20 protein-coding genes are annotated in these 23,674 nt (G+C 72.8%); 12 read left to right on the top strand and 8 right to left on the bottom strand.

Annotated elements, in window-relative coordinates:
- Window positions 1–32: 32 nt before the first annotated feature.
- Window positions 33–404, bottom strand: coding sequence for an STAS domain-containing protein (locus ACSDG8_RS14430; protein ID WP_247678875.1), 372 nt, complete (start codon window positions 402–404; stop codon window positions 33–35).
- A 274-nt stretch (window positions 405–678) separates the two neighbouring features.
- Between ACSDG8_RS14430 and ACSDG8_RS14425 the strand changes: the two genes are divergently transcribed.
- From ACSDG8_RS14425 to ACSDG8_RS14380, 10 genes are all read left to right on the top strand, one after another.
- Window positions 679–1,383 (top strand): GAF and ANTAR domain-containing protein, encoded by a 705-nt coding sequence (locus tag ACSDG8_RS14425; protein WP_210895763.1) that lies wholly within the window; start codon window positions 679–681, stop codon window positions 1,381–1,383.
- Between the two features lie 283 nt (window positions 1,384–1,666).
- On the top strand, window positions 1,667–1,756 hold the full coding sequence (gene kdpF, locus ACSDG8_RS14420; RefSeq protein WP_036343797.1) for a K(+)-transporting ATPase subunit F: 90 nt from the start codon (window positions 1,667–1,669) through the stop codon (window positions 1,754–1,756).
- A complete protein-coding gene (gene kdpA / locus ACSDG8_RS14415) occupies window positions 1,756–3,411 on the top strand; it encodes a potassium-transporting ATPase subunit KdpA (protein WP_210895761.1) in 1,656 nt (551 codons plus the stop codon). Before kdpF ends, kdpA begins: the two co-directional genes overlap by 1 nt.
- A 20-nt stretch (window positions 3,412–3,431) precedes the next feature.
- Window positions 3,432–5,606: a potassium-transporting ATPase subunit KdpB gene (kdpB, locus tag ACSDG8_RS14410; protein ID WP_210895759.1), complete on the top strand. Its 2,175-nt coding sequence runs from the start codon at window positions 3,432–3,434 to the stop codon at window positions 5,604–5,606.
- The gene (locus tag ACSDG8_RS14405) at window positions 5,606–6,487 is read left to right on the top strand and encodes a potassium-transporting ATPase subunit C (RefSeq protein ID WP_210895757.1); all 882 of its coding nucleotides are present in this window, start codon (window positions 5,606–5,608) and stop codon (window positions 6,485–6,487) included. The genes kdpB and ACSDG8_RS14405 overlap by 1 nt, the downstream gene beginning before the upstream one ends.
- An 82-nt stretch (window positions 6,488–6,569) precedes the next feature.
- Entirely contained in the window at window positions 6,570–9,116 is a 2,547-nt protein-coding gene (locus ACSDG8_RS14400) for a sensor histidine kinase (protein WP_210895755.1), read from the top strand.
- Window positions 9,113–9,793 (top strand): response regulator, encoded by a 681-nt coding sequence (locus tag ACSDG8_RS14395; protein WP_210895753.1) that lies wholly within the window; start codon window positions 9,113–9,115, stop codon window positions 9,791–9,793. Before ACSDG8_RS14400 ends, ACSDG8_RS14395 begins: the two co-directional genes overlap by 4 nt.
- Before the next feature lie 58 nt (window positions 9,794–9,851).
- Complete coding sequence (locus ACSDG8_RS14390; protein ID WP_210895751.1) at window positions 9,852–10,958, top strand: magnesium and cobalt transport protein CorA; 1,107 nt, start codon at window positions 9,852–9,854, stop codon at window positions 10,956–10,958.
- Between the two features lie 232 nt (window positions 10,959–11,190).
- Window positions 11,191–12,015 carry an ion transporter gene (locus tag ACSDG8_RS14385; RefSeq protein WP_439427960.1) on the top strand — a complete coding sequence of 275 codons (825 nt, stop codon included), beginning with the start codon at window positions 11,191–11,193 and terminating at the stop codon, window positions 12,013–12,015.
- Window positions 12,016–12,124: 109 nt separating this feature from the next.
- Window positions 12,125–12,394, top strand: coding sequence for a GlsB/YeaQ/YmgE family stress response membrane protein (locus ACSDG8_RS14380; RefSeq protein WP_013473801.1), 270 nt, complete (start codon window positions 12,125–12,127; stop codon window positions 12,392–12,394).
- 64 nt (window positions 12,395–12,458) lie between these two features.
- Here ACSDG8_RS14380 and ACSDG8_RS14375 read toward each other — a convergent pair whose 3' ends face one another.
- The 4 genes from ACSDG8_RS14375 to ACSDG8_RS14360 all read right to left on the bottom strand — a co-directional run bounded on the left by ACSDG8_RS14375 (window position 12,459) and on the right by ACSDG8_RS14360 (window position 16,932).
- Window positions 12,459–14,048: a DUF4139 domain-containing protein gene (locus ACSDG8_RS14375; protein ID WP_210895749.1), complete on the bottom strand. Its 1,590-nt coding sequence runs from the start codon at window positions 14,046–14,048 to the stop codon at window positions 12,459–12,461.
- A gap of 35 nt (window positions 14,049–14,083) precedes the next feature.
- Window positions 14,084–14,920: a hypothetical protein gene (locus tag ACSDG8_RS14370; protein ID WP_210895747.1), complete on the bottom strand. Its 837-nt coding sequence runs from the start codon at window positions 14,918–14,920 to the stop codon at window positions 14,084–14,086.
- Window positions 14,917–15,426, bottom strand: a complete 510-nt coding sequence (locus tag ACSDG8_RS14365; protein WP_210895745.1) for a SigE family RNA polymerase sigma factor — start codon at window positions 15,424–15,426, stop codon at window positions 14,917–14,919. The genes ACSDG8_RS14370 and ACSDG8_RS14365 overlap by 4 nt, the downstream gene beginning before the upstream one ends.
- Window positions 15,427–15,513: 87 nt before the next feature.
- Window positions 15,514–16,932 carry a PLP-dependent aminotransferase family protein gene (locus ACSDG8_RS14360; protein ID WP_307856281.1) on the bottom strand — a complete coding sequence of 473 codons (1,419 nt, stop codon included), beginning with the start codon at window positions 16,930–16,932 and terminating at the stop codon, window positions 15,514–15,516.
- 108 nt (window positions 16,933–17,040) lie between these two features.
- On the opposite strand from ACSDG8_RS14360, the gene ACSDG8_RS14355 reads away from it, so the two are divergent.
- Window positions 17,041–18,297: an MFS transporter gene (locus ACSDG8_RS14355; RefSeq protein WP_210895743.1), complete on the top strand. Its 1,257-nt coding sequence runs from the start codon at window positions 17,041–17,043 to the stop codon at window positions 18,295–18,297.
- Between the two features lie 9 nt (window positions 18,298–18,306).
- On the opposite strand, the gene ACSDG8_RS14350 is transcribed toward ACSDG8_RS14355, so the two are convergent.
- The 3 genes from ACSDG8_RS14350 to ACSDG8_RS14340 form a co-directional block, all read right to left on the bottom strand.
- On the bottom strand, window positions 18,307–19,383 hold the full coding sequence (locus tag ACSDG8_RS14350; RefSeq protein ID WP_210895741.1) for a WxL protein peptidoglycan domain-containing protein: 1,077 nt from the start codon (window positions 19,381–19,383) through the stop codon (window positions 18,307–18,309).
- An 81-nt stretch (window positions 19,384–19,464) separates the two neighbouring features.
- Window positions 19,465–21,441 carry a purple acid phosphatase family protein gene (locus ACSDG8_RS14345; RefSeq protein WP_210895739.1) on the bottom strand — a complete coding sequence of 659 codons (1,977 nt, stop codon included), beginning with the start codon at window positions 21,439–21,441 and terminating at the stop codon, window positions 19,465–19,467.
- Between the two features lie 120 nt (window positions 21,442–21,561).
- Window positions 21,562–22,779 carry a HupE/UreJ family protein gene (locus ACSDG8_RS14340; protein ID WP_210895737.1) on the bottom strand — a complete coding sequence of 406 codons (1,218 nt, stop codon included), beginning with the start codon at window positions 22,777–22,779 and terminating at the stop codon, window positions 21,562–21,564.
- A gap of 176 nt (window positions 22,780–22,955) precedes the next feature.
- Here ACSDG8_RS14340 and ACSDG8_RS14335 point away from each other — a divergent pair, with 176 nt between their 5' ends.
- The gene (locus tag ACSDG8_RS14335) at window positions 22,956–23,627 is read left to right on the top strand and encodes a hypothetical protein (protein ID WP_210895735.1); all 672 of its coding nucleotides are present in this window, start codon (window positions 22,956–22,958) and stop codon (window positions 23,625–23,627) included.
- The last annotated feature ends 47 nt before the right edge of the window (window positions 23,628–23,674 follow it).

Below are 23,674 nucleotides of genomic sequence, written 5' to 3'. Positions count from 1 at the left end.
TCCCGGACGGGACGTCGACTACCCGGACAACTCTACGACCCGAAGCGGGTGGGTACGACGGGACGTGCCGACCCGCCGTCGACGGCCGGCAGCGCGGGGCGATCGACGACCTCGAACGCGCCGAGCGTGCCGGTGACGCCGAGGACGCGACGCACCACCGGGGAGGGCCGGTGCAGGATCAGCCGCCGGCCGTGCCCGGTGAGCAGCCGCTGGGCCAGCACCAGCGCGCTGGTGCCGTACGCGCCGAAGAAGCTGACCTCGGACAGGTCGATCACCACGAGCGGAGCGGCCATCGAGACGGTGGTCGCCACGAGTTCGGTGAGCAGGTGCGCGTTGCTGAGGTCCACCTCGCCGGTCACCGAGATCCGGGTCACGTCGGTGCCCGCGTCGCAGTTCAGCCACATGATCGGCTCGTCCGGCCAAGGCGCCCCGGACGGCGTGGGGACCTGATGGCAGCCGAAAACCGGCCGTTCGTCCGACATGTCACCTCCGACCTCATCGATTGAGGAAGCCCGCGGCGAGGCGCGCCGCGAGCCGGGAGGGCACATGTCTTGACCCGAGCCCGACGATACGCCGACCGGGTGGACATCGCAGCGTGGGACGCGTTCGGACCCCGCCGTGCCGGGTACCGTCAGGGGAACGACAGGCGCCGATGACCCCGCCAGGACAGGAACCAGGATGGAACCCGCCCGGATGGACCCCGCCGACGCCCTCGCGGAGCTGACCCGGATCCGGCTCGACGAGGTGGCGCTCGACGACGTCCTGGCGCGCGTCGCCGATCTGGCGAACCGGGCGGTGCCGGGCAGCGTGGAGGTGTCCGTCTCCCTGGTGCAGGCCGGCGCGAACCGGGCCATCGCCTACACCAGTGACCTGGCCCGCAGGCTCGACGAATGGCAGTACGAGCACGACGACGGCCCCTGCCTGGACGCCTCGGTCAGCGCGGTGAGCATCTCCCTGCCCGACCTGACCGACGAGCCGCGCTGGCCGGCCTGGGCCGCGCAGGCATGCGAGGCGGGCGTGCGGAGTTCACTGTCGATCGGACTGCCCATCCAGGAGGCGGTCACCGGCGCGCTCAACGTCTACGGGGGCACCACCCACGCCTTCGACAAGTCGTCGATCGAGCTCGCGGAGGAGTTCGCCGCGTACGCCGCGGTCGCGCTCGCCAACGCGCACCTCTACGAGAGCACCGCCCTGCTGGCCCGGCAGATGCAGGAGGCGATGCGCAGCCGGGCCGTCATCGAGCAGGCCAAGGGCATCATCATGGGGCAGCGGCGCTGCTCCGCCGACGAGGCGTTCACGCTGCTCGCCAAGCTCTCCCAGGACTCCAACCGCAAGCTGCGCGAGGTGGCCGAGGCGCTGGTCGCCCGCGCCGCCGGCCGCTGACCGCACCCGTCGATCGGGGCCGAGGCCCGTCCGGTGACCCGGATCACCGGCCCGGCGGGCGGCGTGAAAAGCGCGTCAAGAAACCGCGGCCGCGCGTGATGGTCGCGTCAAAGACCCTGTCGGTCCGGCGGATACGGCGCTGTGATTGCCCGGCGCGGCCGGGAGGCGGTCGCGAGGACATCTTCCGCTAGGAGAGATCAGCCGTGTCTGACGTGCTGTTCGTGATGCTGACGGTGGGGCTGTTCGCGGCTCTCGCCCTCGTGGTGAGGGGCGTGGAGAAGCTGTGAGCGCCGTCAACGCCGTCGGCCTGGTGCTGGCGATCGGGCTGGGCGTGTTCCTGGTCGTCGCACTGCTGTTCCCGGAGCGCTTCTGATGAGCATGACCACAGCCGCCGTGCTCTTCGTCCTGTCGCTGGTGGTGGCGCTCGTCGCCGTGCACCGGCCGTTCGGCGACTACATGCACCGCGTGGTCGCCGGAACCCGGTCGTCCCGAGCCGAGCGGGGGATCTACCGTCTGGTCGGGGTCAACCCGGCCGCCGAGCAGACCTGGGGCGTGTACGCCCGCTCGGTGCTGGCCTTCTCCGCCGTGTCCCTGCTGTTCCTGTACGCGTTCCAGCGCCTGCAGAACCACCTGTGGCTGTCGCTGGGCTTCGACCCGGTGGTGCCGCACGGCGCCTGGAACACCGCCGTGTCGTTCGTGACCAACACGAACTGGCAGTGGTACTCGGGTGAGTCGACGATGGGCCACCTGGTCCAGATGGCCGGCCTGGCGGTGCAGAACTTCGTCTCGGCCGCCGTGGGCATCGCCGTCGCGGTGGCGCTGGTCCGGGGTTTCGCCCGCAGCCGCACCGGCGAGCTGGGCAACTTCTGGGTCGACCTGACCCGGGTCACGCTGCGGATCCTGCTGCCGATCGCGGTGCTCGGCGCGCTCGCGCTGATGCTCGGCGGCGTGGTGCAGAACCTGTCCGGCGGCACCGACGTGACCACGCTGACCGGCGGCGCACAGACGATCACCGGCGGGCCGGTGGCCGGCCAGGAGGTCATCAAGGAGCTGGGCACCAACGGCGGCGGCTTCTACAACGCCAACAGCGCCCACCCGTTCGAGAACCCGACCGCGTGGACGAACTGGCTGGAGATCTTCCTGATCCTGGTGATCCCGTTCAGCCTGCCCCGGGTCTTCGGCCGGATGGTGGGGCAGAAGCGGCAGGGCTACGCGATCGCCGCCGTGATGGCGATCCTCGCGCTCGCCGGCATCACCCTCACCAACGTGTTCGAACTGGCCGGCCACGGCACGGTGCCGCAGGCGATCGGCGCGGCGCTGGAGGGCAAGGAGGTGCGCTTCGACGTGTCGAACTCGGCCACGTTCGCGGCGGCCACCACGCTCACCTCGACCGGCGCCGTCAACTCGTTCCACGACTCGTACACCGCGCTGGGCGGCATGATGACGCTGGGCAACATGATGCTCGGCGAGGTCGCGCCCGGCGGTGTCGGCGCCGGCCTCTACGGGCTCCTGATCCTCGCGGTGATCACGGTGTTCGTGGCCGGGCTGATGGTCGGGCGTACGCCGGAATACCTCGGCAAGAAGATCGGCTCGCGCGAGATCAAGTTCGCCTCGATGTACTTCCTGATCACCCCGGCGCTGGTGCTCACCGGCACCGCCGCCGCGTTCGCCACCGGCAACGCCTCGACAGCCCTCAACGTCGGGCCGCACGGACTGTCCGAAGTGCTCTACGCGTTCACCTCGGCCAGCAACAACAACGGCTCCGCGTTCGCCGGCATCACAGTGAACACGCCGTGGTGGAACATCGCGCTCGGGCTCTGCATGCTGCTCGGCCGGTTCCTGCCGATCATCTTCGTGCTCGCGCTGGCCGGCTCGCTCGCCCGCCAGCAACCCACACCCGCCTCCGAGGGCACCCTGCCGACCCACCGGCCGCTGTTCGTCGGCATGGTCGTCGGCGTCACAGTGGTCCTCGTCGCGCTCACCTTCCTTCCCGCGCTCGCGCTCGGCCCGCTGGCCGAAGGGCTGTGACCACCATGAGAGACAAGGACATGACAGCACCCGTGCAGACCGCCGACGCGCCGGTGGCCGGCACGCCGGGCCGCCGCGACGACCGGGTCGGCGGCGGGCTGCTCGACCCCGCGCAACTGCTCCGGTCGCTGCCGGATGCGCTGCGCAAGCTCGACCCGCGCACGCTGTGGCGCAACCCGGTGATGCTGATCGTGGAGATCGGCGCGCTGTTCACCACTGTGCTCGCGGTGACCGACCCGTCGGTGTTCGCGGTGGCGATCACCGTCTGGCTCTGGCTCACCGTGATCTTCGCGAATCTGGCCGAGGCGGTCGCCGAGGGGCGTGGCAAGGCGCAGGCCGACACGCTGCGCCGGGCCAAGCAGGACACCATCGCCACCCGCCTGGTCGGCTGGACGCCGGGCGCCGCGGCGAACGCGTACCGGGACGAGGCGGTGCCCGCGCCGCAACTGCGGCAGGGCGACATCGTCCTGGTCGAGGCCGGGCAGGTGATCCCCGGCGACGGCGACGTGGTCGAGGGCATCGCCAGCGTCGACGAGTCGGCGATCACCGGCGAGTCCGCGCCGGTGATCCGGGAGTCCGGCGGCGACCGCAGCGCGGTCACCGGCGGCACCCGGGTCCTCTCCGACCGGATCGTCGTACGGATCACCCAGAAGCCGGGCGAGAGCTTCATCGACCGCATGATCGCGCTGGTCGAGGGCGCCAACCGGCAGAGGACGCCGAACGAGATCGCGCTGAACATCCTGCTGGCCGCGCTGACGATCGTCTTCCTGCTCGCCGTCGTCACGCTCCAGCCCATGGCGATCTTCGCCAAGGGGTACCAGGCCGCCGCGCCCGACACCGCCGCGATCACCGACTCCGGCGTCACCGGCGTCGTCCTGGTCTCGCTGCTGGTCTGCCTCATCCCGACCACAATCGGCGCGCTGCTGTCCGCGATCGGCATCGCCGGCATGGACCGGCTCGTGCAGCGCAACGTGCTGGCGATGAGCGGCCGGGCGGTCGAGGCGGCCGGTGACGTCAACACGCTGCTGCTCGACAAGACCGGCACGATCACGCTCGGCAACCGGCAGGCCGCCGAGTTCCTGCCGGTGGCCGGCGTGGACGCGGCCACGCTCGCCGACGCGGCGCAACTGTCCAGCCTGGCCGACGAGACCCCCGAGGGCCGCTCGGTGGTGGTGCTGGCAAAGAACGAGTACGGGCTGCGCGAGCGCGAGCCCGGCCTGATCCCGCACGCCACGTTCGTGCCGTTCACCGCGCAGACCCGGATGAGCGGCGTCGACCTCGACGCCGACGGCGACGTCCGGCGCGTCCGCAAGGGCGCCGCCGCCGCGGTCATGAAGTGGGTACGCGACAACGGTGGCCACCCGACCGAGCAGGTCGGCGAACTGGTCGACGCGATCAGCGGCACCGGCGGCACGCCGCTCGTGGTGGCCGAGCACGTGGCCGGCGAACCGGCCCGGGCGCTCGGCGTCATCCACCTCAAGGACGTCGTCAAGGCCGGCATACGGGAGCGCTTCGACGAGATGCGCCGGATGGGCATCCGCACCGTGATGATCACCGGTGACAATCCGCGTACCGCGAAGGCCATCGCCGACGAGGCGGGCGTTGACGACTTCCTCGCCGAGGCGACGCCGGAGGACAAGCTCGCCCTGATCAAGAAGGAACAGGAGGGTGGCCGGCTGGTCGCGATGACCGGCGACGGCACCAACGACGCGCCCGCGCTGGCCCAGGCGGACGTCGGCGTGGCCATGAACACCGGCACGTCGGCCGCGAAGGAGGCCGGCAACATGGTCGACCTCGACTCCGACCCGACCAAGCTGATCGAGATCGTGGAGATCGGCAAGCAGTTGCTGATCACCCGGGGCGCGCTGACGACGTTCAGCATCGCCAACGACATCGCGAAGTACTTCGCGATCATCCCGGCCATGTTCGCCGGCATCTACCCGTCGCTGGACCGGCTCAACATCATGCGGCTGGCCAGCCCCGAGTCGGCGATCCTCTCCGCCGTCGTCTTCAACGCGATAGTCATCGTGGCGCTGATCCCGCTGGCCCTGCGCGGCGTGCGGTACCGCCCGGCCAGCGCGTCCGCGCTGCTGCGCCGCAACCTGTGGCTCTACGGCCTCGGCGGCATCGTGGTGCCGTTCGTCGGCATCAAGCTCATCGACCTGCTCGTCCAGTTCGTCCCGGGGATCTCGTGATGCGCCTTCCCAGTTGGCTCTCCCAGCACCTGGCCGCCCTGCGCGCGGTGCTCGTCTTCACCGTGCTGCTCGGTCTTCTCTACCCGCTCGCCCTGGTCGCCGTCGGCCGGCTCCCCGGCCTCGACGGCAGGGCCGAAGGCTCACTGCTCACCGTCGACGGCCGTACCGTCGGCAGCTCGCTCATCGGCCAGTCGTTCACCGACGCGGACGGCAACCCGGTCCCGCGCTACTTCCAGTCCCGCCCGTCCGCCGCCGGGGACGGCTACGACCCGACCGCCACCGCGGCCGGCAACCTCGGCCCGGAGAGCGTGGTGGACACGCTCACCGGCGACGAGGAGACCTCCGCGCAGAGCCTGCTCACCCAGGTCTGCGCCCGCAGCAAGGCGGTCGGCGAACTGGACGGCGTGGACGGGCGGCGCCCGTACTGCACGCCGGACGGGGTGGGCGCGGTGCTCGCCGTGTTCCGCGCCGACGGCCTCACCGGCCGGATCACCCGCGTGGTGAGCGTCAACCAGGCCGCGCCCGCGACGCCGTTCGTCACCACCTGGCAGGGCGTACCGGTGGAGGCGGCGCAGCCCGGCCACGACTACGTGGCCGAGGGCGGCATCGTCACCCCGGTCCGCGGGGACGCACCGGCCCGGCCCGCCGTGCCGGCCGACGCGGTCACCGCCGGCGGCAGCGGCCTCGACCCGCACATCTCCCCGGCGTACGCGCAGATCCAGGTGGCCCGGGTGGCGCGGGAGCGCGGCGCGGACCCGGCGGCGGTACGGCGGCTGGTCGCCGAGCACACCACCGGCCGGGCGCTGGGCTTCATGGGCGAGCCCGCTGTGAACGTGCTGGAACTCAACCTCGCGCTGGACGAGGCGTTCCCGGCGCGCTGACGGAAGTTGTTAAGAAGGGCCCCCTTCACCTCGCGAGGCGTTAACAGGGGGCCCTTCCTTGCACTCAGGGAGGATGGAGGCTGTGGGCAGGGGTGAACTGCGGATCTATCTCGGGGCCGCCCCGGGCGTCGGCAAGACGTGCGCGATGCTCGAGGAGGCCCAGCGCCGGGCCGAGCGCGGCACCGACGTGGTGGTCGGCCTGGTCGAGACGCACGGCCGCCGGCACACCGCCGAGATGATCGGCGACCTGGAGGTGGTGCCGCGCCGGTCGATGACGTACCGGGGTGTCGAGTTCACCGAGATGGACCTGGACGCGGTGCTGGCCCGGCGGCCCGAGGTGGTCGTGGTGGACGAGCTGGCCCACACGAACGTGCCCGGCTCTCGCCACGAGAAGCGCTGGCAGGACGTGCAGGAACTGCTCGACGCCGGGATCAGCGTGCTCTCCACCGTGAACGTGCAGCACCTGGAGTCACTGAACGACGTGGTCGCGCAGATCACCGGCACCACCCAGCGGGAGACCGTGCCGGACCAGGTGGTCCGGGCCGCCGGGCAGGTCGAGCTGGTGGACATGACGCCGGAGGCGCTGCGCCGGCGGATGGCGCACGGCAACATCTACCGGCCCGACAAGATCGACGCCGCGCTGGGCAACTACTTCCGGGTCGGCAACCTCACCGCGCTGCGCGAACTGGCGCTGCTCTGGCTGGCCGACAAGGTCGACGAGCAGCTCGACGCGTACCGCGCCCAGCAGGGCATCTCCGACACCTGGGAGGCGCGGGAACGGGTGGTCGTCGCGCTGACCGGCGGCCCGGAGGGCGAGACGCTGATCCGCCGCGCCGCCCGGATCGCCGCCCGCAGCAAGGGCGCCGACCTGCTCGCCGTGCACGTCGCGCGCAGCGACGGCCTGGCCGGCGCCGACCCGGCCCAGCTGGCCCGGCAGCGAGTGCTGGTGGAGAGCCTCGGCGGCACGTACCACCAGGTGCTCGGCACCGACATCCCGGCGTCGCTGCTGGACTTCGCCCGGGGCGTCAACGCCACCCAGCTCGTGCTCGGCGCGAGCCGCCGGGGCCGGTTCGCGCAGGTGTTCGCCCGGGGCGTCGGGGTGACCACCACAGCGCTTTCCGGCCCGATCGACGTGCACCTGGTCACCCATCCCGAGGCGGGGCGCGGACGCCGGGCGGGGGCGGTGCCCGCCGCGCTGTCCCGGCGGCGACGGCTCGTCGGGTACGCGCTCGCCGCGCTCGGCATGCCGCTGCTCACGCTGCTGCTGCGGACGCTGCCCGACCTCACGCTGACAAACGACATCCTGCTGTTCCTCGCCGGTGTGGTGGGCGTGGCGCTGGTCGGCGGGCTCTGGCCCGCGCTGGTCGCCGCGCTCGGCGGCTCGCTGCTGCTCAACTGGTTCTTCACCCCGCCGTACCGGACGCTGACCATCGCCGAGGCGGACAACCTGCTCGCCCTCGGCGTGTTCGTCGGCGTCGCCATCGCGGTGAGCTGGGTGGTCGACGTGGCGGCCCGGCGTACCCGGGAGGCAGCGCGGGCCTCCGCCGACGCGCAGACGCTGGCCACGGTCGCGGGCAGCGTGCTGCGCGGCGAGCGGCCGTTGCCCGCCCTGCTGGACCGGCTGCGGGAGACGTTCGGGCTGCGCGCGGTGAGCGTGCTGGAGCTGACCGACGAGGGCGGGGGACGCCCGGCGCGTGCCCGGGAGGCGGACGCCTGGCGGGTCGTGGCGAGCGTCGGCGAGCGCCCGCCGGGCAGCCCGGACGCGGGCGAGACGGTGGTGCCTGTGGACGACCGGCTCAGCGTGGTGCTCGCTGGCCGGCGCCTGGAGGCGGCCGACCGCCGGGTGGTCGAGGCGTTCGCCGCGCAGGCCGCCGTCGCGCTGCGCCAGGAGCGGCTGGCCGAGGAGGCCGCCACCGCCCGCCCGCTGGCAGCCGCCGACCGGATGCGGACCGCGCTGCTCGCGGCGGTCAGCCACGACCTGCGTACGCCGCTGGCGTCGGCCAAGGCCGCGGTGAGCAGCCTGCGCAGCCACGACGTCGAGTTCGACAGGGACGACCGGGAGGAGTTGCTGGCCACCGCCGACGAGTCGCTGGACCGGCTGGGCCGGCTGGTGGCGAACCTGCTCGACATGAGCCGCCTGCAGGCCGGCGCGCTCGGCGTCACCACCACCGCGATCGGGCTGGAGGACGCCGTACCCCGGGCCCTTGACGAACTGGGCGCGGCGGCGGCCGAGGTCGCCACGGACATCCCGGCCGACCTGCCGGCGGCGCTGGCCGACCCGGGTCTGCTGGAGCGCGTGCTGGTCAACGTGGTGTCGAACGCGCTGCGGCACAGCCCGCCCGGCAGCCCGCCGACGATCACCGGCAGCGCGCACGCCGGGCAGGTCGAGCTGCGGGTGATCGACACCGGCCCGGGCATCCCGGCGGACCAGTGGGAGCACGTCTTCCTGCCGTTCCAGCGCCTCGGCGACCGGGACAACCAGACCGGCGTGGGCCTCGGGCTGGCGCTGTCCCGGGGTCTCGCCGAGGCGATGGGTGGCAGCATCACCCCGGAGACCACGCCCGGCGGCGGACTCACCATGGTGTTGCGGCTGCCGGCCGCCCCGCACCCGGAAGGGCCGCAGGAATGACCCGCATCCTGGTCGTCGACGACGAGCCGCAGATCCTGCGCGCCCTGCGGATCAACCTGCGGGCCCGGGGCTACGACGTCGAGGTGGCCGACAGCGGCGCCGCCGCGCTCAAGGCCGCCGCCGGGCACCCGCCCGACCTGGTGGTGCTCGACCTCGGCCTGCCCGACCTGGACGGCACCGAGGTCATCCGGGGCCTGCGCGGCTGGACCGGCGTGCCGATCATCGTGCTCTCCGGCCGGGCCGGCAGCGAGGACAAGGTGGCCGCGCTCGACGCGGGCGCCGACGACTACGTCACCAAGCCGTTCGGGGTCGACGAGCTGCTCGCCCGCATCCGCGCGGTGACCCGGCGGCTCGCCCCCGCCACGCCCTCCGTGCCCGCGCTGCGGATCGGCCGCAACACCGTCGACCTGGCCGACCGGACCGTCACCCGGGACGACGGCGTCGAGGTCAAGCTCACCCCCACCCAGTGGGCGATGCTGGAGAAGCTGCTGCGCCACCCGGGCAAGCTGGTCAGCCAGCGCCAGCTGCTGCACGACGTGTGGGGGCCGGAGTACCACCAGGAGACGAACTACCTGCGGCAGTACATGGCCCAGTTGCGGCGCAAGCTGGAGGACGACCCGGCCCGCCCCCGGCACCTGATCACCGAGCCCGGGATGGGCTACCGCTACCGCCCCTGACGTTTGCGACCGCGTCCGCGGGGGACTCGGCGAGCCGGTCGGGCGGCGGGGGAGGGGCATGGCGGGCAACCGGTCCTCGGAGGGGTTCGGCCGGCAACTGGACGAACACGCCATCGACGCCGGCGCGGCGGAGCCGGAGCGCCCCGACGGGCTTGTCGACAGCGGCGTCTACGTCGACGGGGCACGCCGGGCGTCGCCGGTCAGCCTCGCCGACACGTACCGCTGCCTGCAGCAGCTCGACGACGCGATGGCCTGGATCGGGCTGCTCCGGCCGGGCCGCGAGCAGATCGCCTCGCTCGCCGCCGAGTTCCAGCTCCCCGACCTGGCCGTCGAGGACGCCATCAACGCCCATCAGCGCCCCAAGCTGGAACGGTACGGCGACACGCTGTTCGTGGTGCTGCGCGCCGCCCGCTACCTGGACGAGCGGGACGCCGTCGAGTTCGCCGAGCTGCACCTGTTCCTCGGGCCCGGATTCGTGATCACCGTGCGGCACGGCGGCACGCCCGACCTGGCCGAGGTACGGCGGCGGCTGGAGGCCGAGCCGAACGTGCTCGCGTTCGGCCCGGAAGCGGTGCTCTACGCCGTGCTCGACCGGGTCGTGGACGGCTACGCGCCGGTGGTGGCCGGGCTGGAGAACGACATCGACGAGATCGAGACCGAGGTGTTCGGCGGCGACCCGAACGCCAGCCGCCGCATCTACGAGCTGAGCCGCGAGGTGATCCAGTTCCAGCGGGCCGCCCGTCCGCTGCTGAAGGTCGTGGACGAGCTGACCCACGGCTTCGACAGGTACGGCACGGACGAGGAGCTGCGCCGCCGGCTACGCGACGTGGCCGACCACCTGACCCAGGTGGTGGAGCGGGTGGACGGGTTCCGGCACCTGCTCCAGAACATCCTCACCGTCAACGCCACACTGGTCTCGCAGGCGCAGAACGAGGAGATGCGCAGCCTGACCGCCGCCAGTTTCGAGCAGAACGAGGAGATCAAGCGGGTCTCCGCCTGGGCGGCCATCCTGTTCGCGCCGACCCTGATCGGCACCGTCTACGGGATGAACTTCGGCCACATGCCGGAGCTGGCCTGGCGGTACGGCTACCTGTTCGCGCTCGCCCTGATGCTCGCCGTCTGCGGCGCGCTCTATCTGCTGTTCAAGCGCCGCGGCTGGCTGTGAGCGGACCGCCGCGCCTCGGCCGTGACCGCGCGCCGGTGGTGATCCACTAAAGTGTCCGGGTGACTACCCCCTGTCGTCCGTGCGTTGCCCGGACCGCGTGTCGTGGAGGCAGGCGCTGATCGGGGACACGGTGCCGGCACCGCGTGGCGGGCGCCGGACGAGCACGGGGAAGCGGGGGCTGGCGGGCCACTGTGCCCGGATCGTCGCGTCCCGGCCGTTCGAGGTCGCCATCGTGGTGCTCATCATGGCCAACGGCGTGGTGCTGGGCATCGAGACGTACCCGAACCTGGGCGCCGCCGGGCCGGTGCTGCGGTGGACCGAGCTGATGTTCCGGGCCGCCTTCGTCGTGGAGATCACCATTCGGATCCTCGCGTACGGCCGCCGCCCGCAGGACTTCTTCCGGCACGGCTGGAACGTCTTCGACCTGCTGGTCACCGCGGCCATCTTCATCCCCGGGCTGCACGGCGACTCGGCGGTGCTGCGGTTCATCCGCGTCGCCCGGGTGCTGCGCCTGGTCCGCTTCTCGCCCGGCCTGCGGACCATCGTCGCGGCGCTGTGGCGCAGCCTGCCCGGCGTCGCCGGCTTCCTCGCGCTCGCCGCCGTCACGCTCTACGTGTACGGCATGGCCGGCTGGCTGATCTTCGGTGACCGCTACCCCGAGCAGTACGGCGACATCGGCCGTTCCCTCGTCACGCTGTTCGTGCTGCTGTCCCTGGAGACGCTGCCGGACCTGCTGGAACAGGGCCTGGAGGTGTCACCGTGGACGCTGCTGTACTACGTCAGCTTCGTGATGATCGCTGTCAACCTGCTGCTGAACATCCTCATCGCGGTCATCGTCAACTCGATGGAGGAGGCGCGCCGCCTGGAGATGACCGAAGGGCTGGCGCCGGACTACGACGAAGACGGCGACGGGATACCGGACGAGGTGGACCGGATCGCGATCAGCCAGCGCCTGGACGACCTGCGCATGGTCGTCGCCGAGCTGGAGCGGGAACTGCGCATCGAGCGGGAGGAGCCGCCCGGCGCGCCGCGCCGCCGTCAGCACTCCGAGCACTGACCGGCAGGTCATGACAGTTCCGTGACGAAAGCGGCCGGTACGTTTGGCCGGACGGTTGATCTGGGCAACCACCGAGGCGCCAACACATCCGAGGGAAGGGACGCCTCTCGTGGAGATCACGGGCTTCTTCACCGCGCTCATCATCGGCCTCGTCATCGGCGCGCTCGGGCGCCTGGTGGTGCCGGGCAAGCAGAACATCCCGATCTGGCTGACCCTGCTCATCGGTGTGGTCGCCGCGTTCATCGGCACCCTGGTGGCCGGTGCGTTCGGCGTCGACGACACCCCCGGCATCGACTGGATCGAGCTGTTGCTGCAGGTGGGCTTCGCGGCCATCGGCGTCGCTGTCTTCGCCGGGCTGTACGGTCGCCGCCGCATCTAGGACCGAAGGAAGGGCCCCTTCTTATCGCATTCTGCATAAGGAGGGGCCCTTCCTAACGCCTGGGCTACTCCCGCCAGCCGGTCAGCTCGACGCCCTTGGCCAGCTCCACCCGGAAGCCCAGCGCGATCTCCCCGCTCTCGCCCGGCGCCAGCGACAGCCGCCAGGTCAGCTCGCCAAGCTCCGTACGCTCGGCCGGCGGCGGCGTCAGCGCCGTCTCGCGTACCGCCACCGCCTCGTCCCGGGACACCGGCAGCTGGTCCCGCACCTCCACAGTGGCCGGCCGGGGCGTGTGGTTCGCCACAGTGATCCGGTACTCCACCTCCCGCCGCCGCGTCGACCCGAGCGTCGCCTTGCTCTCGGTCCGCCGGTGCAGCTTCCGCTCCACCCGTACCCGGTCGTCCACACCGAGCGCCAGCTCGGTCTCCTCGCCCGGCGCCCACGTCGGCAGCCGCGTCGCCGCCACGAAGTCCGCGCCGTGGAACACCGACGCCGGGCCGGGCAGCAGCGTGTGGTCGGATGTGTTGCGGACGGTGGCCCGCAGGTGCGCCTCGGCGGCGCGTACCGGCACGCTCACGTGGTCCAGACGGGCCGGCAGCTCCAGCGCCGCGACCGTCACCCGGTGCGCGCTGCCGTCGGCCGGCACCGCCACCGGCCGGGCGGGCCGGTAGGTCGCCGCCGTGACGCCCTGCTCGACCTCGGCGACGCTTTCCCGCATCGCCGGCCGGGACGCCGCCGCCCGTGCCGCGCCGGCCCTGCCCGCCGGCGCCGCGCCGGGCGCCGGGGGCGGCACCATGCCGTCGAACGACGCGGCCGACACACCCACCGGCGGCTGCGGGCGGAGCCGGTCGAGATACCAGGGCGACAATTCGGGTACGCCGCTCGCCGCGGCCGGGCGGGCGGTGGAGAGCAGAAGCTCGCACTCCGGCCAGTCCTCCCCGGTGCTCTGGCTGACCAGCCCGAACCAGGTGACCGTCACGGTGTCCTCGACCAGCCGCAGGTCGTAGGAAGGCGTCCAGCGGGCACCGTCGACCAGGTAGCTCAGCTCCAGCTCCACCTCGGAGTCGTCGGCGTCCACGGAGACGGACACCTCGGCGGCCAGCCGGTCCGGCGCCCGCTTACCGCGCGCCGCCTCCAGCTCCCGGTCGACGGCGGCCAGCTCCTCCGCCAGATCGGTGCGCCGCCGGGCCAGCCCGCGCCGCCGGGACCGGGACTCGGCGAGCTGACCGGACACCGAGTCGGTGAAGGCCGCGACGTCGGCCGGGGACGCGTCGCCACCGGCCAGCGCGCGGGCGTACGTGCCACCGGCGCGCTCGGCCAGCCGGGTGAGGAACTCGCCGCGCTGGGCCTCGATCGCGTCCGTGTCCTCGACCTCGGCCACCTCGTCGGCGAGCTCCCGCCGCCGCTGCTCCAGCTCGACCACCTGCGCGTCGGTGCTGCGGGCCTGCCGGTGGGCGGTCACGTCGACACCGAGCACGGTGGCCGGGCCGTGACCGCCCACCCGGATCGAGTCCCGCCGCAGGCCCAGCGGGAGCGGCGCGACGCGTACCCGATGTTCGCCCGCGGCGAGCCGGAGGCCACCCCGGCGGGTGACCCGCGCGCGGTCCGGGTAGACGGTCACGCCGACGACTGGCGCATCGATCTCCACAGTGTTCACGGGCGCGAGGGTAGTTCAGGCGCGCCCACCACGGGCTACCGAAGGTGCAGCCGCTGGTCGACGGCGAGCGTCGCCAGTTCGCGCTCGGTGAACGGCAGCGGGGACGCGGCCGCCTGCCTGTCGTACGCGCCCTGCGCGACGAACACCACCACGCCGTCGGAGTGCCGGTAGGCGGCCCACTGGTCGAACCGGTCGTCCGAGCCGGGTCGGACCACCACACCCACCGTCGCGTCGCCGACGGTCGTCGGCCGGCACTCGCCCCCCATGCGCCAGAACTCGCGCGCCAGGGCGCACGGTTCGGACGGCAGCGGGTTGCCCGCCGTGTGCACCTCGGTGAGCAGGCGCCCCTTCCACGTCCCCTTCGCCACGTCGACCGAGGCCATGTAGCTCCACACTTCGGCGCCGCCCGTCCGTCCGGTGAAGTTCGCCTCGTGCGTGCCCAGCGTCTCCTTCCCGGTCTCGTCGGAGACGGTCTTCTCGGCGGTGTAGCCGGCGGGCACCACCGTGACGAGCCGGTCGAGCAGCAGGGCGGCCTGGTCGTACCGGGTGCCCGCCCGCGCGGTGCGGTCCTCCTGCGGCAGGCCGTCGGGCCCGGTCGGCATCGGCTCCGCGCTCGTGTCCGCCGACGGCGGCGGGGCGGCCTGCGGCAGCGCGGCCGGCGGGCGTCTGTCGCCGCCGTCCGGGGTGGCGAGGGCCACGACACCCGCGACGGCGAGTACCGCCGTCGCCGATCCGGCACACGCCCGGATGACCCGGCGCCGGTTGCGCGCCCGGCGGGCGGAGCGCAGCATGCCGTCCGTGCTCGGTCGCGGTGGCGCGGCGACGCCGAGCATCTCGTCGCGAAGCGCCTCGCGCAGCTGGTCTCCGTTCATCGTTGCCCCTTCTCGCTCGATGAGTGCATGGGTGACAGGAGGCCGCGCAACGTGTCCAGGCCGCGTGCGGACTGGCTCTTCACCGTTCCCGGCGAGCAGTTCAGCAGCGCCGCCACCTCGTCGATCGACAGGTCCTCCCAGTAGCGGAGGACCAGGACGGCCCGCTGCCGGGGCGGTACGGCGGCGAGCGCCTGGAGCACCACGAGCCGGTCCTCGGACGGACTCGCCGGCGCGGGCGGGTCGGCGTCGGGCGTGCCCACCCGTTCCCGCCGCCACCAGCCGCGCCGCCGTTCGTCGAGGAAGGACCGGACGATGATCTGGCGCAGGTAGGAGTCGAGCGCGTCGTGCCGGGCGACCCGGTTCCAGACCAGGTACAGCTTGGTGCACCCGGTCTGGACCAGGTCCTCCGCGCGGTGCCAGTCACCGCAGAGCAGATACGCGGTGGCGCGCATGGCGTGGTGCCTCGCCGAGAAGTACTCCGCGAACGCCGTGTCGCGATCACTCATCCGGACCTCCGATCAGATTCGGGATAGTCACGCCAGGTGCGGCTCCCGGGGTTGCTCGAAGTCCGGAGGAATCTGCGTCGCCGACGGTCAGCCGCGGAAGCTGCGCGCGAGCAACCGGAGCCCTTCGGGCACGTCGGCAGTGCCGACGGCGCCGTAGCCGAGCACCAGACCGGCCGAGCCGGGCGGGCCCACCCGGTAACCGGCGATCTCGCGTACCGTGACGCCGGCTTCCGCCGCCCGGGCGACGACTTCCGGCAGGTCGACGCCGGTCTCCGGGCGCAGCCGCGCGCACAGGTGCAGGCCCGCCGTTGACGGCACCGGTTCGAGCCAGGCGGCGAGGTCGGAGCGCAGCGCGGCGTCGATCAGGTCGCGTCGCTCGGCGTAGACCCGGGTCGCCTTGCGGATGTGCCGGGGCAGTTCGCCGGAGTCGATGAACCGGGCCAGCGCGGCCTGAGTGGTGTGGTCGCCATGCCAGTCGGTGAGCTGCCGGACGGCCAGCAGCGCCGGGCGCAGCGACGCCGGCGCGACCAGGAAGCCGAGGCGCAGCATGGGCAGCAGGGTCTTGGAGAACGTGCCGACGTAGACCACCTTCCCGGCCCGGTCCAGCGTCTGCAGTGGGTCCAGCGGACGTGCCGAGAAACGGAATTCGGTGTCGTAGTCGTCCTCGACGATCACCGCGTCCCGGGCCGCCGCCCAGGTCAGCAGCGCCGCCCGGCGGGCCGGGGACATCCGGACGCCCAGCGGGAACTGGTGGGACGGCGTGACGTAGACCAGCCGCGCGTCGCCGGGCAGCGCACTTACGTCGAGGCCCTGGTCGTCGACGGGCACCGGCACGACCCGCGCGCCGTGGCCGGCGAACAGCCGCCGGGCAGGGGGATAGCCGGGATCCTCCACCGCCACCCGGTCGCCCGGTTCGAGCACGACCCGGGCGATCAGGTCCAGCGCCTGCTGCGCGCCGTGGGTGACGACGACGTCCTCGGGCCCGGCCCGTACCGCGCGGGCGAGCCCCACGTACCGGGCGACGGCGGTACGCAGGCCCTCGTGCCCGGCGGGGTCGGCGTAGCCGCCCCGGATCGTCGCGGTACGCAGTTCCCCGGCGACCAGCCGCCGCCAGGTGGCCAGCGGGAACAGCCCGGTATCAGGGGTGCCGGCCCGGAAGTCGTGGCCCGGCCGGGGCGCCGCGGTGGGGGCCGGCGCGGCGGACTCCCATAACGCGCGGGGGCGTACGCCACCGGCCGGCGCCGGACGCGGCCGGGCGCGGGCGACCGGCTCGTCGGCGACGAACGTGCCCGCGCCGACCCGGGCGGTGAGCAGGCCCTCGGCGGTCAGCCGCTCGTAGGCGACGGCGACCGTGTTGCGGGAGACGTCGAGCCGCCGGGCCAGCTCGCGGGTCGGTGGAAGTCGTTCGCCGGGCCGCAGCCGGCCATCCAGGATCGCCTCCAGCAACTGCCTGTGGATCCGGGTGGCGCGGTCGGCGGGACCGGCCAGGCTGACGTGTACGTCCACCGCGACGACACTACATTGGCCCAATCGAATCGCTGGGAATCGGCGCTTCTGCGAGCCAATTCCCGGGTCTTGGATGGAGGAAGGAGAACGGCGAACGGGGGACGGGCAATGACCGATGTCGACACCGGCCGACCGGTCCGGGTGCTGAGCCTGGCGCAGCTCGCGAACTCGGTCGGTGACGGCGCGTTCTACGCCTGCTCGGCACTGTTCTTCATCCGGGTGGTCGGGTTGTCCCCGACGCAGGTCGGGATCGCCCTCACCGTGGGCTGGTCGACGGGCATCCTCGCCGGGGTGCCCGCCGGCCAGTTGGCCGACCGGTACGGCGCGCGGCGGATGACCGTCGTCTTCGCCGTCGCCACCGCCGCCGCGCTCAGCGGCTTCCTCGTGATCCGTTCCTTCCCGCTGTTCGTGCTGCTCGCCTGCGGCTACGCCGCCTGCCAGGCCGGGCTCACCGCCAGCCGGCAGGCGCTCCTGGTCGGGCTGATCGCGCCCGCGCGACGCACCGCGGTACGCGCCCGGTTGCAGTCGATCTCGAACGCCGGCCTGGCCGCCGGGGCCGGGCTGGGCGCGCTCGTGCTCTGGGCGGACACCCGCCCGGCCTACCTGTCCGCCTTCGCGCTCGACGCGGCGAGTTTCCTGGCCGCCGCGCTGCTGGTGCGCCGGCTGCCCGAGGTGGCGGCGCCGGTCCCGGCCGGACCCGAGCCGGGCCGGCTGACCGTGCTGCGCGACCGCCCGTACGCGCTGATCACGCTGTTGAACGCGGTGATGTGCCTGAACATGCCGCTGCTCAGCCTGGCGCTGCCACTGTGGATCGCGGAACGGACCGACGCTCCGGCGCCGATGGGCGCGATCGTGCTCACCGTGAACATGTTGTGCGTGGTGCTGTGGCAGGTCCGGGTCGCCCGCCGGGTGACCGATCCGGGCACGGCGGCGCGGGCCAGCGGGCACGCCGGCTGGGTGCTGCTTGTCGCCTGCGGCGCGTACGCCGTGTCCGGGATGGTCGGCGGCGCGTGGGTGGCCTCGGCGGTGCTGCTCGGCGCGGCCCTGGTGCAGGTGTTCGGCGAGATGGTGCAGGCGGCCAGCGGCTGGGAGGTCGGCTTCACCCTGGCCCGCCCTGACCGGCAGGGGCAGTACCAGGGCTTCTTCGGCATGGCGCCGCAGCTGGCCCGGATGCTCGGCCCGGCGCTGCTCACCTCGCTGCTGCTCGGCTGGGGCACCCCGGGCTGGCTGGTGCTCGGCGGGCTGTTCGTGGTCGCCGGCCTGGCCATGCGACCGGCGGTACGCCTCGCCGAGCACCGCCGGGCCGCCGCCGCGGTGCGGATCCCCGCTCCGGTGCGGCGGACCGGCACCGAGACGACGGCGTGACCGGCCCGGTCAGCGGGACGCGGCCTCCTGCCGGAGCGCCTGCTCGACCGCCTCCCGCACGCGGCCGTCCTCGCGACGCTTGCGGCGTGCCCGGTTGCGGCGGGCGAGTCGGGCCGCCACCACGGCGCCCGCCACCAGCACGACGACAAGCACCAGCAGGGTCCACGGGACGGCCCAGCCGTGCCCGGTGGCCGAGACCGGGTCGAGCGCCGTGGTCGAGTTCGACGCGTCGGTGAGCAGTGGCGTCAGCGTCACCGTCGCGGCCAGCCGCAGCGCCGGGGCGACGTCGTGGGCCGGCACCCGCATCGTCCAGCTCTCGCCCGGAAGCAGGTCCGGTGGGGCGGGGACGTCGCGCGCGTCGGCGCGCAGCAGGCCGAACGGGCCGGTGACCGCGACGGCCTGCCGCGCGGACAGGATGGCGTTGCCGGTGTTGTGGATCCGGTACGTGACGGTGGCGTCGCCGGCGCCGAGCGGGTCGGCCGTACCGGCGTAGGTGACGTGCAGGTCCTCGACCGCGAGAGCCGGCTTGAGGGCGCCGCTGATCCGCAGCCGGATCCGGATGCCGAGCCGCCGGTCCACGGTGATGCCCTCGGCCTGGTCGGCCCGGGTGAGTGAGGTGACCACGCCGCCCGCGTAGTCGCCGGGCGTGGCGTTGTCCGGAACGGTGACCGCGAACGGCACCTCGACAGTCTTCCCGGGCGGGACGACCACGTGCTCCTTGCCGGTGCGTACCCAGGCGCCGATGCCCACCGACTTCCGGTCGCGGGTGAGCAGGTCGAGCTGACCGGCGTCGGTGGTGAAGCCGTCGGCGGTGTAGACGGCCAGGTCGAGCGGCTCCCGGCCGCGGTTGGCGACGACCATGGCGTCCTCGACGCGGCCGCCGGGATTGACCGCGTAACTGAAGCTGGACCGGTCGGCGCCGAGGGCGTTCGAGGCCGTCCGGACCGTCCAGGTGACGGCGCCGTCCGCCGCCCGGGCGGGCGCGGCGCCCGTGGCGGCGAACGCCACGGCGGCGAGCAGGGCGAGAGCGACGGTACGGGCGACTGTGGCGACGCCGCTTCTCCGGCGCGTGACGAGCAGGTGCATCTCGGGGTCCTCGGCGATCGGGGTGGGATCGGGGCAGGCGGCGGGGCGGGCGCCCGGAGACGCCCGCCCCGCCGGAACGGGTCAGCTGCTGAGCGCGGTGATGGTGAGCGTCGCGCGGTAGCTGCCCTTGTCGGCGCTGTCCGGGATCTTCAGGTCCAGGTCGGCGCCGAGCTTGGCCGTACCCCGGGGGTGACCCTGGGCGGCCGAGCCGAGACCGCGCGAGACCGACAGGCCAGCGCCCTGGTCGTCGAAGCCGGACGCGACGGCGTCGCCGGCCTGGGCGCCGGCACCGGCGGTCAGGACCTTCGGCGTCCAGCCCAGGTACGCGCCGGAGAAGGACTTGTCGCCGTCGCGGAAGTCACCCACGCCGGCCGAGATCGACCACGGGGCGAGCGAGCGGCGGCTGTCCGACACGAGGATCGGGTTGATCCGGCCGACGGCGGCGAAGTAGCCGCCGGTGCGCTCCTGCGCGGTGCCGAGGTCGACCAGGCCGTTGTAGCCGTCGATCGTCCAGCCGAACTCACCCGGCGCCGGGTTGGGCACGTTCACCTGGATGTTCTGCCCGTCGCCCTGGTACGGGTGCACAGTCACCTTGTCGACGACCGATCCCACCGGCTGGTTCGGCGGGGTGTTGTAGCACCAGCTGCCCTTCTCCACGGAGGCGTTCGGGGCGGCGCAGGTGCCGCTGCGGATGTTCTCCACCACCAGCTTGTCGTCGCGCACCTGCACCTTGACGTAGCTGCGGACGTGCTCCTGGTTCTGCACCGAGTTGTACCAGTAGCTGTCCGGGTTCAGCGGGTCCGGACCGTTGCCGGCGCCGGTCGACGCGCTGCCGTCCGGCTTGGAGATGTCGTAGTACTTCGAGCCGGACGCCGAGTTGCCGGTCACGTAGATGACGCCGCCCGGGCCCGGGTAGACGTCCGCCGCACCGGGCTGCTCGCCCGCGTTGGCCTTCGCGCCGTTCTTGATCTCGTAGCTGCGCGAGTAGGCGTGGTCGTGACCCGCCATCACCATGTCGATGCCGAGGTTGGAGAACACGGCGGGGAAGTCGACCCGGCGCACCTTGGCGTCGGAGTCCTTGGCGTGGCTGGCCGGCGAGTACATCGCGTGGTGGAAGACGAGCACCTTCCACTTGGCCTTCGCGCCGTGCCGGTTCACCACGTCGGTGATGTACGCGACGTGCGCCGCGTCACCGCCGCCACCGGAGGACGTGTTGTAGCTGTTGCTGTTGATGTCGATGAACAGCACGTCCTTGTAGATGAACCAGTAGTCGCCGCCGGACGTGTTGGACGCCGGGTTGCCGTTGGCGTACAACGCGCCCGAGCGGTCGCTGTTCGGCGTGAAGTGGTGCTGCTCGTACGCCTTCGAGCCGACGTCGTGGTTGCCGATCGTCGCGGCGAACGGCACCTGACGCAGCTGGTCGGGAGCGAGGAAGGCGCTCCACTGTGTCTCGTTGCCGGCGCTCTCGACGTGGTCGCCGCCGGACATCAGCAGCTCGGCGTCCGGGTTGGCCTCGGTGGCGACCTTCAGCGTCTCCTGCCAGCCGGCCTGGTCCTTCGACACGTCGCCGGACGAGCCGATCTGCGGGTCACCGAGGAACAGGAAGTCGTAGCCGCCCTCGAAGTCCTGCGTCTTGAACGAGTACGTCGGGGACCAGCCGCCGGGGGAGCCGACCCGGTAGGAGTACGCGGTGTGCTCCTTGAGCCCGCTGAGCGTCGCGTGGCGGTTGAACCCGCCACTGGTGGTGATGTTCGCGCCGCCGATCGCGTCGAAGGTGGCGGCGCCGGCCGGGAACTCGCCGTCGACGAGCGAGGCGGTCGGGGCGAGCTGGACGAGCTGGGCGGTGTCGGCCGAGGAGTACCAGTTCACGATGCGCTGGGACTCGTCGGCGCCGACACCGAGGATGACGCCGGTGAGAGCGGTGGGCTCAGCGGCGCCGGCGCCGCTGCCCAGTCCGCTGCCGACGGCCATGGCCAGGCCCAGGACCGCTGCCGTCGCCCCCGTCGCCACCCGTCGCCGCATGAGCCCGGAGGCCGACGCGGGGGTGCTCGATCTCATCAATTCCGATCCTTCTCTCCAGAGGTGCGGATAAGCGGACCCAAGCTGTCGCCGCCGGATGAATCGGCAGTGAATCCGTACCTGCGGGCCCGTGGCGCTTCCCGGAACGCTGCCGCGGATTCAGAAGCCGAGGATCCTTTGGACGAACCAGACCAGCCCCATAACGGTCACGGCGGCAGCAATCACGCCGGTGGCCCAGAGGCCGGCCCTCGGCCGGCGGCGGCGCAGCACGACCAGCAGCGGGAAGACGACGGCGATGACTGCCAGCTGGACGACCTCGATGCCGACGTTGAACACCAGCAGCGACCACAGCAACGTCCACGACCACGCCTCCTCGATCCCCAGCGCGCCCGCGAAACCCAGGCCGTGCACGAGACCGAAGCCGAACACCACGGCGAGGCGCAGCCGGCCGGAACGGTCCAGGCCGACGTGTCCGCCGCCGGTGGTCTCCAGGTCGGCGGCGTGCTCGCCGCGTCGCCGGATCCGCCACAGATGCCAGCCGGCGACCACGGCGATCGACAGCGCGATCACCGGCTCCACGACACGCGCCGGCACGTCGACCAGGCCGAGCGCGGCGAGCATGAACGTCACCGAGTGCGCCAGCGTGAAGCTGGTGGCGGCGAGCACGATCTCCCGCAGCCGCCGCGACCCGGCGATCAGCGCCAGCAGGAACAGCACGTGGTCGATCCCGGTCAGCAGGTGCTCCGCGCCCAGCCGGAAGAACTCCCAGAACCGTTCGTACCAGGTCTGGGCGGTGGAGAAGGCCGGGTGAGCGGCGTCGAGCGCGGCGCTGCCCGAGCGGCCGTCCAGGTCGTACGTGACGATCGTCTTGACGCCCTTGACGTAGCCCTCGCCGTCGGGGAACAACGCGCTGCGCACCTCGTGCCCGCCGCTCGCCTCGGGGCAGGCCCAGTCCAGCAGCAGCTCGGCGTAAGGCACGTCCTTCCGCTCCCCGACGGTGAAGTCGCCCACCTGGCTCGGCGCGCACGCCACGCCACCCGAGGCGACGGTGAGCCGTTCGGTGACGTACCCGGTCGCCGTGGCCCGGTGGGCGTTCAGCACCGCAGCCTGCGCGGCGCTGTCACCGGCCTCGAAGGCCGGGATGCCCGCCCGGAACAGCGGGTCGTCGTGGCGCTGGTCGGCGGCGGAGACGACGAAGAGGTCGTACTCGACCTCCACGCTCGTCCGAACGCGGTGCTCGTCGCCGCCGGTGACCCGTAGATGGACGGTGGACGTGAAACCGTGGGCGAGCGCCGGGCCGGCGGTCAGGACGGCGGCCATCGCCGCCAGGATCCCGACGACGACGAGGGCGGTCCGGCGGACACGCGGTGTTGACATGCTGCTCCTTCGCATTGGCGAGAGGCACGGTGCATGCCACGTCTGAACGCCGGCCGGACCGTCGGCGAACCGCTGACGAACAAAACGGCCGGAACCGCGATCAGCGCATTGACCTGCGCGGGAAGTGGGATAGGAAGGAGCGCGCCCATCCCCGCTCCCCTCGGAGGACGACCGTCTTGCGCCCCTTGCTCCGGGCCGTTGCCATCCTGGCCACGGCCGCCGCGCTGATCACCGGATGCGGTTCCGGCGACGACTGGTCGCGGCCGCACCCCAGACCCGCGCCGATCGGCACTCTCGGCCCGGGCTTCGTCGACCCGTCCGCCCCGCCCACCCCGGAGGGGACCCTCACCCCACGCCCCGGTTCCTGGGCCGGGGTACGCCCGCCCGAGGGTTACCGGGTGGTGCTCGTCACCGCCGGTGACGACCGGCCGACGAAGGCGCTCGTGACAGCTGTCCGGCAGTGGGCCCGGGAGGCGCGCGCCGACCTGCGGACCGTTGTCGCCCGGGACGGGCACGATCTCGTACCCGCCGTCGACCGGGCGCTGGCGATGGGGCCGGACCTCGTCGTCAGCGCGGGCAACGACCTGGTGGAACCGCTCGCCCTGGTCACCCCGAATCACCTGTCGCAGCAGTTCCTGGTGGTGGGCGCGGAACTGGCCGAGCCCACCCACAACGTGACGGCGGTGGACTGGTCCGGCGCGTCGTTCCGGGGCGAAGGGCTCGGCGCCTCCTCGACGTTCGACCCGGAGTCGTTCACCGCGCAGCGGTGCGCGGCCGCGGTCCGGGCGGGGGTCGCGGCGGTGCTCAACGAGCTGACCGGGATCGTGATCTGGCTCGATCGGCACTGAGGTGTCGTCCACCACTTTCGCGGCGGGGCCGACGAACCGACGTGAGC

Origin of the sequence: Micromonospora sp. LA-10 (assembly GCF_051853095.1) — a bacterium.
Lineage (GTDB): Bacteria > Actinomycetota > Actinomycetes > Mycobacteriales > Micromonosporaceae > Micromonospora > Micromonospora echinospora_A.
This window is presented reverse-complemented; position numbering and strand designations above follow the sequence as displayed.

Coding starts and splice junctions, on each gene's coding strand:
- ACSDG8_RS14430 (WP_247678875.1), bottom strand. CDS start 404: ATGTGGCTGAACTGCGACGCGGGCACCGACGTGACCCGGATCTCGGTG.
- ACSDG8_RS14425 (WP_210895763.1), top strand. CDS start 679: ATGGAACCCGCCCGGATGGACCCCGCCGACGCCCTCGCGGAGCTGACC.
- kdpA (WP_210895761.1), top strand. CDS start 1,756: ATGAGCATGACCACAGCCGCCGTGCTCTTCGTCCTGTCGCTGGTGGTG.
- kdpB (WP_210895759.1), top strand. CDS start 3,432: ATGACAGCACCCGTGCAGACCGCCGACGCGCCGGTGGCCGGCACGCCG.
- ACSDG8_RS14405 (WP_210895757.1), top strand. CDS start 5,606: ATGCGCCTTCCCAGTTGGCTCTCCCAGCACCTGGCCGCCCTGCGCGCG.
- ACSDG8_RS14395 (WP_210895753.1), top strand. CDS start 9,113: ATGACCCGCATCCTGGTCGTCGACGACGAGCCGCAGATCCTGCGCGCC.
- ACSDG8_RS14390 (WP_210895751.1), top strand. CDS start 9,852: ATGGCGGGCAACCGGTCCTCGGAGGGGTTCGGCCGGCAACTGGACGAA.
- ACSDG8_RS14370 (WP_210895747.1), bottom strand. CDS start 14,920: ATGAACGGAGACCAGCTGCGCGAGGCGCTTCGCGACGAGATGCTCGGC.
- ACSDG8_RS14365 (WP_210895745.1), bottom strand. CDS start 15,426: ATGAGTGATCGCGACACGGCGTTCGCGGAGTACTTCTCGGCGAGGCAC.
- ACSDG8_RS14355 (WP_210895743.1), top strand. CDS start 17,041: ATGACCGATGTCGACACCGGCCGACCGGTCCGGGTGCTGAGCCTGGCG.
- ACSDG8_RS14350 (WP_210895741.1), bottom strand. CDS start 19,383: ATGCACCTGCTCGTCACGCGCCGGAGAAGCGGCGTCGCCACAGTCGCC.
- ACSDG8_RS14345 (WP_210895739.1), bottom strand. CDS start 21,441: ATGAGATCGAGCACCCCCGCGTCGGCCTCCGGGCTCATGCGGCGACGG.
- ACSDG8_RS14340 (WP_210895737.1), bottom strand. CDS start 22,779: ATGTCAACACCGCGTGTCCGCCGGACCGCCCTCGTCGTCGTCGGGATC.